This window comes from Streptomyces atratus, assembly GCF_040655115.1.
GTDB lineage: Bacteria > Actinomycetota > Actinomycetes > Streptomycetales > Streptomycetaceae > Streptomyces > Streptomyces atratus_D.
Map to the genome: position 1 here is coordinate 1 of NZ_JBFAJH010000100.1, position 9,703 is coordinate 9,703.

10 protein-coding genes and 1 pseudogene are annotated in these 9,703 nt (G+C 68.5%); 7 read left to right on the forward strand and 4 right to left on the reverse strand.

Translation table 11 applies throughout. The features are described 5' to 3' along the window. The first annotated feature begins 75 nt into the window (after positions 1–75). Positions 76–549: a GNAT family N-acetyltransferase gene (locus tag AB0I23_RS40470; RefSeq protein ID WP_359118186.1), complete on the forward strand. Its 474-nt coding sequence runs from the start codon at positions 76–78 to the stop codon at positions 547–549. A 21-nt stretch (positions 550–570) separates the two neighbouring features. On the opposite strand, the gene AB0I23_RS40475 is transcribed toward AB0I23_RS40470, so the two are convergent. Continuing rightward, entirely contained in the window at positions 571–1,692 is a 1,122-nt protein-coding gene (locus tag AB0I23_RS40475) for an IS630 family transposase (protein WP_359118168.1), read from the reverse strand. A gap of 84 nt (positions 1,693–1,776) precedes the next feature. Beyond that, a pseudogene (locus AB0I23_RS40480) lies at positions 1,777–1,920 on the reverse strand (transcriptional regulator); the annotation flags it as partial. A 153-nt stretch (positions 1,921–2,073) separates the two neighbouring features. On the opposite strand from AB0I23_RS40480, the gene AB0I23_RS40485 reads away from it, so the two are divergent. The 5 genes from AB0I23_RS40485 (at position 2,074) to AB0I23_RS40505 (ending at position 6,347) form a co-directional block, all read left to right on the forward strand. Then, positions 2,074–2,412, forward strand: coding sequence for a carboxymuconolactone decarboxylase family protein (locus AB0I23_RS40485; protein WP_359118170.1), 339 nt, complete (start codon positions 2,074–2,076; stop codon positions 2,410–2,412). A gap of 35 nt (positions 2,413–2,447) precedes the next feature. Next, the gene (locus AB0I23_RS40490; protein ID WP_359118172.1) at positions 2,448–3,290 is read left to right on the forward strand and encodes an SDR family oxidoreductase; all 843 of its coding nucleotides are present in this window, start codon (positions 2,448–2,450) and stop codon (positions 3,288–3,290) included. A gap of 33 nt (positions 3,291–3,323) precedes the next feature. Then, positions 3,324–3,782, forward strand: coding sequence for a (R)-mandelonitrile lyase (locus AB0I23_RS40495; protein ID WP_359118174.1), 459 nt, complete (start codon positions 3,324–3,326; stop codon positions 3,780–3,782). Continuing rightward, entirely contained in the window at positions 3,779–4,780 is a 1,002-nt protein-coding gene (locus AB0I23_RS40500) for a quinone oxidoreductase family protein (protein ID WP_359118176.1), read from the forward strand. The genes AB0I23_RS40495 and AB0I23_RS40500 overlap by 4 nt, the downstream gene beginning before the upstream one ends. A 487-nt stretch (positions 4,781–5,267) precedes the next feature. Next, positions 5,268–6,347 carry a hypothetical protein gene (locus AB0I23_RS40505; RefSeq protein ID WP_359118178.1) on the forward strand — a complete coding sequence of 360 codons (1,080 nt, stop codon included), beginning with the start codon at positions 5,268–5,270 and terminating at the stop codon, positions 6,345–6,347. 226 nt (positions 6,348–6,573) lie between these two features. Here the strand turns inward: AB0I23_RS40505 and AB0I23_RS40510 are convergent, their stop codons facing one another. After that, complete coding sequence (locus AB0I23_RS40510; RefSeq protein ID WP_359118180.1) at positions 6,574–7,869, reverse strand: peptidoglycan recognition protein family protein; 1,296 nt, start codon at positions 7,867–7,869, stop codon at positions 6,574–6,576. Positions 7,870–8,188: 319 nt separating this feature from the next. Continuing rightward, positions 8,189–8,476 carry a hypothetical protein gene (locus tag AB0I23_RS40515; RefSeq protein ID WP_359118182.1) on the reverse strand — a complete coding sequence of 96 codons (288 nt, stop codon included), beginning with the start codon at positions 8,474–8,476 and terminating at the stop codon, positions 8,189–8,191. Between the two features lie 670 nt (positions 8,477–9,146). Between AB0I23_RS40515 and AB0I23_RS40520 the strand changes: the two genes are divergently transcribed. Continuing rightward, positions 9,147–9,485, forward strand: a complete 339-nt coding sequence (locus tag AB0I23_RS40520) for a hypothetical protein (protein ID WP_359118184.1) — start codon at positions 9,147–9,149, stop codon at positions 9,483–9,485. Positions 9,486–9,703 lie beyond the last annotated feature (218 nt).

The following is a 9,703-nucleotide window of genomic DNA, read 5'->3' on the forward strand; positions in this document are numbered from 1 at the left end:
ACCGCTTCGTGTACTTGCTACCCACCTGGTCACTGCTTCCTCTGGAACCACTCAGGTCCCAGTCTCCAGGTGTCCATGATCAAGGGGAAGCTTCAGGAACTGCGGCAGGCAGCCCTGGCAGAGGCGCCCTACGCGTTCGGGTCAACGCTTGCCCAGTGGCAGGGAGCCGGTGATCGCGAAGACCGCTGGCGTGCCCGTCTGGAGGTTCCCGGCGCACACAATGTCGTTGCGGTAGTTGACGGTCGTCCTGCGGGGATGGCCAGCGGCGTTCCAGTTGAGCATGCAGAAGACAGCGTTGAGCTGATCTCGATGTGGGTCAGTCCCGCGGCCCGGGGCAGAGGGGTCGGCGACTGCCTGATCCGGGAGGTTGCACGGTGGGCTGCAGAGCGAGGTGCCAAGTCTCTGCGTTTGTCTGTGATGCCGGACAACAAAAGGGCTGCCGCTCTCTACGAGCGTCACGGGTTCACGGACACCGGTGTGCCGGGTGACCTTCTGCCTGATGGCACGGGCAGCGAACAGGTCATGGCCAAGGACCTGACGAACAGCTAGGTAGATCACCGGCTCGCTTGGTTATGCAACCACGGCGAGCGGGCGTCCGCCCCAGCGGATGCCCTTCTCGCTGCGGATGCGAGCGCGCTCGCGGCGTTCGGCGGCCAAGACGTCGCGGTGGCGGGCGTTGGCGTTGCGCCAGCGCAGATAGGCGTGCAGGGCACGTGTTTGCACCGGGTGGTTCGGGTGGTTCGAGTTGGCGATGGTGAACTGCCGCAGCGGCCCGAAGTGGGCCTCGATCGGGTTGGCCCAAGAGGCGTAGGTCGGGGTGAAGCACAGCTCGACCCGGTGCTTCTTTGCCCAGACGCGGATCTTCTCTCCTTTGTGGGCGGACAGGTTGTCCATGATCACGTAGATCGGGGCGCCGTCGGGGCGGGCGGCGCGGATCGACTTCAGCGCGGCCAGGGTGTTCGCGGTGCCCTTCTTGCCGCGGTTGACGCCCCAGAGCGTGTCGTCGCCGATCGAGTAGCAGCCGTGGAAGTACCGCACCCCGTGGGTGCGGTGGTAGGTCGCGGGGTGCCGCTCGGGGTGGCCGGATGCTGCCCATCCCGAGCCGCCGGTGGGCCGGATCCCGAGCGGGCCGAACTCGTCGAAGGCGAAGACACAGTCGGGAAAGTGCTCCAGGACGTGCTCGATGCGGTCGAGCTTGGCGTCGCGCTCGGGGTCCGGTGACTCCTTCCAGGTCTTGGTGCGCTGGAAGGTGACGCCGCGTCGGGTGAGCAGGCACCGTAACGCCTCGCGGCCGATGCGGATCACCCGCCCGTGAACCCGGTGCAGGTAGAGGACGAGCTTCCGGATCGACCAGCGGGTGAAGGGCTGGCCGAGCTTGGCCGGTCGGGTGGTAGCCGTCGCGACGACGAAGTCCTCGTCGTCAGGACTGAGCTGGCGGGGACGGCCTCCCGCCCAGCGAGGGTCCAGGCAGGCCAGACCGATCTCGTTGAACCGGTGGATCACATCGCGCACCGTGTCCTCGTCGGCCGCCACCAACCGGGCGATGACCGGGACACGGTTCCCGCCGGCGGAGGCCAGCAGCATCATCGCGCGCCGGTAGCGCACCGAACTGGTGCTGCCCCGCCGCACGATCTGCTGCAATTTCTGCCCCTCCTGATCGGTCAGTCTGCGCACACGGACAGGCTCGGCCACCGCACCTCCACCGGACGGATCGGACGTCACCGCCCATCCAACCGCCCCGACCAGCAAACCGGCGAACCTATGCGGTCACAGCACTAGCTGGGCGACCTCTTCCCTGCGCAGCCCGGCGACCCGGCGGGGACCTGCGCTGTCGGGCAAGCCCACGGCGCGCGGGCTCAGCTCGGCCCGGCGGGCCTTGAGGAACTCGCCCAGCTCGTTCAGATGCGGTGTCGGACTCATGCCCCCAGTGTGGCAGCGGAGGCCCTCGGCGTGAGGGGGAAGGATTCTTCCCAGAATGTTTCCTTCCCAGGAACAGATTCTCCTCTGCACGGGCGCGCATGGAGGTGCAAGCCTGAAATTGCGCCAGACAGGACAGCGGAAGGAAAGAGCATCATGTCCGAAAAGGAATCCGCAGCACAGCAGGCCATCGGCGACATCGCCCCCAAGCTCGCCGATCTCACCGACCAGGTGCTGTTCGGCGACGTCTGGGACCGCGAGGGGCTCTCCCCGCGGGATCGCAGCCTGATCACCGTCACCGCGCTGATCGCCCTGTACCGATCCGACCAGCTCGGCTTCCATCTCAGGCTGGCCCTGGAGAACGGGCTGACCCAGGTCGAGCTGAGCGATGCCATCACCCACCTGGCGTTCTACGCCGGCTGGCCCAACGCCATGGGCGCCGCCGGCCAGCTGAAGGCCATCCTGGCCGCCGCCGGCGCCGACCAGGACCGCTGACACCCCTTCTTTCTGCACAGGAGCATCCCCTTCTCATGAGCAAGGTCATCCTCATCACCGGTGCGGGCCGCGGCCTGGGCACCGACATCGCCCGCCGGGCCCTGACCGCCGGCCACCATGTCGTCGCCACCGGCCGCCGCCCCGAAAACGTGCTCAAGGCGCTCGGCGGCGAGCACGACAACCTGCTGGTCACCGCCCTCGACATCACCAACGCCGACGCCGCCCAGGCGGCCGTCGACGCCGCCGTGACCCGGTTCGGCCGCATCGACGTGCTGATCAACAACGCCGCCACGTTCCAGGCCGGCTACTTCGAGGAGATCTCCGACGCCCAGATGCGGGCCCAGATGGAGACGAACTTGTTCGGCCCCATGAACATCACCCGCGCCGTCCTGCCCGTCATGCGCGCCCGGCGCGCGGGGCACATCGTCACGATCTCCTCGATCGCCGGGCTGGTCGGCCAGGAGTTCTGCGTCGCCTACGCCGCCTCCAAGTTCGGTGTCGAGGGCTGGATGGAGTCGCTGCGCTACGACGTCGAGCCCTACGGCATCCGCACCACCATCGTCGAGCCTGGGTTCTTCCGCACCGAGCTGCTCGTGGACGCCTCCACCAGCTGGGCGGAACTCTCGATCGACGACTACGCCGAGCGCACGAAGACCACCAAGGCAATGTGGCAGTCGATGAACGGGCAGCAAGCCGGCGACCCGGCCAAGCTCGCCGACGCCCTGCTTAAGGTCACCGACCTCGACGAGCCGCCGCTGCGGTTCGTCGCCGGCGACGACGCCATCCCCACCGCCGAGGCCAAGGGCCAGCAGATCACCGCCCAGGCCACCGCCTCCCGCACCCTGGGCACCGGCCTCGCCCACACCGACGCCGCCTGACCCAGGCACCCGATCCGTACCAAGGAGCACGCGATGGAATTCGTCAAGCCGCAGCCCACCGGCAAGGGCCCCGAGGACTGGTTCAACGGAGACGTCTGGTTCGACGTCATCCACGCAGGCCAGGAGCCGTCCCGCATCCGCGCCAACATGGTGCGCTTCGCCCCCGGCGCCCGCACCGCCTGGCACCACCACGCCGTCGGCCAGACCCTGCACGTCATCGCTGGCGTCGCCCTTATCGGCACCCGCGACGGCACCGTCTACGCCGCCCACCCCGGCGAGACCGTCACCTGCCCGCCCGGCGAAGAGCACTGGCACGGCGCCACCGAGGACCGCTTCATGCAGCACCTCGCCCTGTGGGACGGCACCGCACCGGACGACGACCGCCCGGAGACCACCTGGCTGGAGCACGTCACCGACACCCAGTACCAAACCCCCCCGCACCCGCAGCAGCCACTGACCCCACCCACGCGCGAAGGAGTACCCCGAGCATGACCGCGACGATGACCGCCCTCTTCGGCGGCACCGGCCCCAACTGGACCCCCCGCCAGGTTCCCGTACCCAAGCCAGGCCCCGGTCAGATCATGGTTCGCGCGCACGCGGTGGCGCTCAACAACGCCGACGCTGCCATGCTTGCCGCCGCCGACCCCACTGCGGGCGGCAGCGGCAAGGAATACCAGGCCGGCTACGAACTCGCCGGGGAAATCGCGGTGGCGGGCGACGGCGTCGACACCGCCACCGTCGGGCAGCGCGTGATGGGCACCACTCCGGCCAGCTTTGCCCAGTACGTGCTGACCGACCACCGTCACGTCTTGCCCATCCCCGACGGACTCGACTTTACGGAAGCCTGCGCACTGCCCACCGGACTGCTCACCGAGCACGGCGCCCTCACAACCGGCGGCTACCAGCCCGGCCAGTCACTGCTGATCACTGGCGCCACTTCCAGCATCGGACTCATCGGCGTGCAGATCGCCCGTGCCCTGGGCGCCGGCCCGATCGTCACCACCACTCGCAGCGCTGGCAAGCACGACCTGCTCAAGCAGGCCGGAGCCGACACCATCGTTGTCACCAGCGAACAGGACCTCACCCAGGCAGTACTCGACGCCACTGCCGGCGAAGGTGTCGACTTGGCCCTGGACCACGTCGGCGGCCAGACCTTCGCCGCCTGCCTACCGGCCACCAAAGGGGACGGCACTGTGGTCAACATCGGCCGTCTCGACACGGCTGCGGCCACCATCGACCTGGACGCCCTGTCCTACCGCCACCTGCGCGCGGCCCGTTGCCATGGTCACGCGAGCTCGTACACAGCCCTGTCCGGGTCGGTCTTCACGATCAGTCCGCTCTCGGTCAGCAGGCGCAGGTTCCGCCGCGCCTCCTTCTCCGCGGTCTGCTGGTCGGCGGGCTGGTATCCCGCCACCCGCAGGGCCAGTACGGCGCGCTGCGCATCCCACGTGCCGCCGAGAGCCTGCACCACCTTGCCGAGAGCCTGCTGATGCGTCAGTTGCGTGTCAGCCATGGACATCCCCTCCCTTGAGAAACCGCCACAGCATGACACAGCGGACGACTCGTCTGTCACGCGCCGCTGTGTGGGGTGATGCAGGCCGTCATGGAGCTTGCGTCCTTCTGGGCTGTCAGTGTGTCGGTGGCCAGTTGGTCGTATCCACTGTCGTGCAGTGGCACGGCCGCAACTCCTGGACGGCCACAACTCCCCGCTGGACACGATAGTTGACGAGCAGCCGCCCGAGGTGTTCGTTCAGGCTACGCAGCGTCCCTGGCAGTCCGGCCCGAGCACGGTACGCGCGCACCCGGCGTACGCAAGGAGGTGAGCCGGCCCGCCGACGTCAGGAGTGGCTCTCGTCCTTCTCGGCTGGGTGGTACCGGACCCGCCCGCCTCGGCCGAATGTGAGAATGTGCCCCTTGAGAGACGGGTGCATCGGCTGACGGTGTGGGGCAGGAGCACCAGCGAAACGGGGGAGAGCGATGGTGTTGGCCATGTGCCCGCTGTGCAGCAACGACGAGGACATCGACGTGGTCCGCACACTCGATGACGGGCGTCGGGTCGTGAAGCACCGGTGCGGCTACGAATGGGAGCACGGCGAGCCCGCCGCCCCGAAGAAGCCGTCGCACTCCCTCGACGACCTCAAGACCCGTTTCCCGAAACCCGAGGACGTCGAGCCCACGTGGCTGGAACGCGCGGCCCGGCTCAAGGAGCAGTACCTTGCCACCAAGCCCGGCTTCGACTCCGAGGTAGCGGCCTACTGGGCGAAGTACCAGAAGATTTTCTCCCCCGACGGGTTGCGGACGTGCGACCCGAAGCTCCTCAAGGACTTCGCCAACTCCGACGTCGGAGCCCACCCCGGCAACCAGGCCACCTTCAACTCCGCCTGGAACGCCATGGGCGACACCGCGGCCGGGAAGGCGACCCGCCAGACGATCGAGTACCTCTTGTACGGACCTGCCGACGTGCAGCTCGAGGACCGGCTGCAGGAACTGCTGACCGGCACCAAGCCGTTCGCCATGACCGGTTTCAAAGAAGCCCCTCCTCACCAGGGTTCTCTGCGTGATGCACGCCTGACCGGTTCCTGTCGATCCTCAAGTACACGACGGAGGCGGGCGGCAAGCGCGAAATCGCCCGGATGGTCTACGGACTGGATCTGCCAGCACCCGAGTCGGTCAACTGGACACTCGTTCGGCTCATCCTCTGGAGCAACGACATCCTGCACGCCCTGGTCGGCGAAGGCTTCGCCAACCAGCAGCACGCCGCCGCGTTCTTGTGGTGGACCAAGGACCAACCCTGAAGGTTTCGGGCCGACCAGTTCGAACACCTGGAAGCAGACCGGCACCGTCCCCGGCGGTCGGCCGCAGGCCCTGACCGCCCTTGCCGCGGACCATGTCCTGGCCGCCGCCCAGGACGGCGTCCATGAAGCCCGCGACGGCGGACAGACCTTCACCGAGCGCCTGCCGATATCGCCGGCGACGGGAGTGCCGGGAGGACGGCTTCCTACCGGCGCCCTGCGCCGCCTGCCGGGATCAGTCCCGGTAGGCCACCAGCCTCGGTGACCTCCGCATGCGCCTCCCCGCCACACTCCACCTCAGAGTCAGCTCCTCGCGACCTGACTCTGTCACGGACGGCGAGTGGCTGGACATCGAAGTGGGCGAGCGGCGAGGACTTCGCCGCGTCCCAGGCCAAGGGGCTGAACCTGCCCGGGATCGCGGCGTTCTTCGGGACCATCGACACCGTACTGGCCCGACGACGCCCTGAGGTCGGGCGCCGCCGGCGCAGGGCCTACAACCCTTCGTGGACGTCCTGGTCGACCGGGAACTCCTCGAACTGCGTGGTGGGTGCGTCGCTCGCCACGACCCCGTCCGCCGCGAGGGTCACGGGGGGCAGGGACTCGGCCTCCGGCACGACAAGCTCGCTTTCCAGCCCCGCCTGGCCCTTCAGCCCGCGGAAGTTCTCCTCCACCACACCGCCGAGCGCGGCACACCAGGTGCTCAGGTCCACCCGCCCGGTGACCCGGAGCCCGTGCAGGGCCTGCAGCTTGGCGACCGCGACCCATGTCACCCGGTCGAAGGTGCCGGTCGCCTTCACGGCGTACAGCTTGGTCGCCAGGATCGACTGGACGCCGAGTACCGCAGACCCGGTGGCACCCATGCCGATCTCCGGGGCCAGCGCCTCCCAGGTCGGCCCGGTCATCGTGCCGTCCGAGGCGGTGGGGAAGCCGTGCGCCGTCTGGAAGGCGCGCACGGCTGCCAGCGTGGCCGGGCCGAAGGCCCCGTCCGCAACGAGGTTGAAGCCCTGGGTGTTCAGCAGGTGCTGCAGCGTACGGACCGTGGCGCCCGCGCAGGAGGTGAACGTGTCGGGCCAGGTGCGGGCCGGGATGGTGCTCGGGTCCTGGCCGAGGCGCTTGGCGACGTGCAGTCGCAACAGCGGGAAGGTGGAGTAGAACTTCGCACCGGGGCACTGGGTGTTGTTCCAGTCCCAGTGGCCGGTGATGTTCTGGGCGCCGAAGCCATACTGGGTGCAGATGGTGGTGGAGAGCTGAACCAGCGACCACCACAGCTTGCCGGTGGGCAGCTCGTCGATGTAGGTGCCTTCGTTCTCGATACCGATCGACTGGGTGTTCTGGCCGACGGCGTGCGCGCTGACGATCTGGTATCCGCCGTCCTCGAGCGCGTCCAGGCTGCCGTGCCGGCCTTCCAGCACATGGCCGCCGCGGCTGATGCTGAAGTGATTTCCGGTGTCCGACCAGCCGTTCTTGTCCATGTGGATGTACTGGACCCGCTCGGCGCAGGCGATGGCCGCCTCCATGGAGAAGTCCATGGTGTTCGGGAACGCCATGTGGTGCACCACGATCCGCCGGGTGGAGCCCGTACGGGTCGACAGCTCCCCGGCGGGCGGCCGGGCACCCCACTCGTCGCAGCTCATGATGTACGCGGTGTCCGACAGGTCGGCCGGAGCGGCGGCCGAGGCACCGCTCGCACCGGCCAGCTGGCCGGCCCCGAGACCGGCGACGGCGGCTGCGCCGGCGCCGGCCCGCAGGGCATTGCGCCGGGATATGTACACGGGCTCGAAGGACATGAGGCGTTCCTCTCCAGGGCTGTCCGGGGTCTCTCGCCGCTACGCCACGCTGCTCCGTGTACGCCAGCAGGCAACCTTCCTTCTAACCCGTTGACTGCCCCAATGTCCAGGGTTTTCAGGATCGTTGACTATCTACAACAGTCCTGACCTCGATTCTTCAGGGGGGCTCGGTCGTTGATCGGTCCGACGGTTCGCCCGTAATGTCCCCTGCCGGTTGAGGGCGGGTCGTCGCGTGACGCCGCGGGTGCGCCGGGTTCCACGGGCCCGGGGTGCCGTCGGTCCTCTCCGTTCTGGTCTTCGTCGGGGCGGGTCCGGTCCGTCAGGTGACAGCTGGGAGGTCGGTGAGCCTGCGCCAGCTGGTTGTGAACGCGTCGGCCCAGGGCCCGGTCCGCTCGATGCGCAGGAAGCGACGGCGGGCATGGCGGGCCAGGCGGGCCGGCAGGTGGTAGAGGCGGAACCGCATGGTGTCCGGCTCGGCATCGGCGAGATCGTGCTGGTCGTGAAGGGTGAGGAGCCGCAACCAGGCGTCCAGCCCGCGAGCGGCCCGGCGATCGCCGTCATCGCGCTGATCGCCACGGGGCCGCGCCGCTGTGACGCCGAGCCGCACGCCGGGAGCCTGACGGCGCGAGCGTCATCACGTCCAAGGCAGTCGCCGACCGGTACCGCGACCAGGGCTATTTCTTCTCCTCCACCGGGCCGCCGATCCGCGGGCCCTCGCCCCAGTCGAACTGCAGCCACCGGCCCGGCTCCGTGTGCGCGAGAAGCGCATGCACGGTTTGACGGGCGGGGGCTGGAAACGGAGCCCGGCCCGCGCCCAACGCTGGGACACCGCCGAGGTGCGCAGCGCGACGACGTCATGCCGCCCCGAGGCGCCGATGGCCAGGCCCGACGGTGGACACCGACGGCGGACCGGCCGTGGCGCGGCTGCTGCGCCATCTGTCCGGTGGCCCGCTGTCGGGACCCCGGTACCTGTCCCCGAGCACCGTGGCGGCGCGCTCGGGCATGGGCAGGTTGTAGCCGCTGGTCTGCCCAGCTTTTCCACGAGTTCACACAGGTCATGGGTTCGCAGGGACGGTTTCCTGTCTGCGACGACCGCCAGGCGCTGGGGGTACAGGGGTGCCCGGGCAGGGCCGGTTCTGACTTGTCCGGGAAGCCGTCGCCGTCGAGATCGTCGGCCATGGCGGTGGCGGTGGCGGTCGCGAGGGCGATGCGGGCGTGGTCGAGTTCCCGTGTAAAAGATCGTCAATTTGTTCTGTCTCTATGGAACGATCACCAGCATGGAGATTCTTCGGTATGTGTTCCTTGTCTTCCACCTCTTCGGGTTCGCCGCGCTCCTGGGTGGCTTCTTCTTCCAGCTGCGAGGGAAGGATCCGGTGACTGGCAGTTACATGCTGAGCAGCGCGGTCGTTCAGGTGGTCACCGGTGCGGGACTCATCTGGACCCGGATATCCCTGGACCTGCCGGTGGTTCACGCGAAGATGGGGGTGAAACTGGCCTTGGACGTCCTGGTGGCGGTGACAGCGCTGGTGGGCATGCGCAACAAGCAATCGTGGGCCTTCTATGCCGTGGGGGCGTTCACGGCGGCCGCAGCCATCGTGGCCGTCGCGTGGAAGTAGTTCCCCAGCGGGCCCGGGCTCGTCTTCGGAGCACGAACACGCCTCAGAAGAACGGTAAGTGACGTGCTGCCAGTTTCGGCTGGCAGCTGGGACTGTCGGGCTGGTCGTGGCCTCTCCGGGCGGCTAGGGCGTGTTCCAGGTTCGGATCATGTGGGGCGGAGACTCCGGAGCCAGATGATCGATCCGCGTAGGTGGAGTCCGGCGAGGTAGCTGGTAGG

Bases quoted from the DNA above. Each gene is read 5' to 3' on its own strand.
- AB0I23_RS40520 (WP_359118184.1), top strand. From the start codon at position 9,147: ATGGAGATTCTTCGGTATGTGTTCCTTGTCTTCCACCTCTTCGGGTTC.
- AB0I23_RS40495 (WP_359118174.1), top strand. From the start codon at position 3,324: ATGGAATTCGTCAAGCCGCAGCCCACCGGCAAGGGCCCCGAGGACTGG.
- AB0I23_RS40490 (WP_359118172.1), top strand. From the start codon at position 2,448: ATGAGCAAGGTCATCCTCATCACCGGTGCGGGCCGCGGCCTGGGCACC.
- AB0I23_RS40505 (WP_359118178.1), top strand. From the start codon at position 5,268: ATGGTGTTGGCCATGTGCCCGCTGTGCAGCAACGACGAGGACATCGAC.
- AB0I23_RS40510 (WP_359118180.1), bottom strand. From the start codon at position 7,869: ATGTCCTTCGAGCCCGTGTACATATCCCGGCGCAATGCCCTGCGGGCC.
- AB0I23_RS40470 (WP_359118186.1), top strand. From the start codon at position 76: ATGATCAAGGGGAAGCTTCAGGAACTGCGGCAGGCAGCCCTGGCAGAG.
- AB0I23_RS40485 (WP_359118170.1), top strand. From the start codon at position 2,074: ATGTCCGAAAAGGAATCCGCAGCACAGCAGGCCATCGGCGACATCGCC.
- AB0I23_RS40500 (WP_359118176.1), top strand. From the start codon at position 3,779: ATGACCGCGACGATGACCGCCCTCTTCGGCGGCACCGGCCCCAACTGG.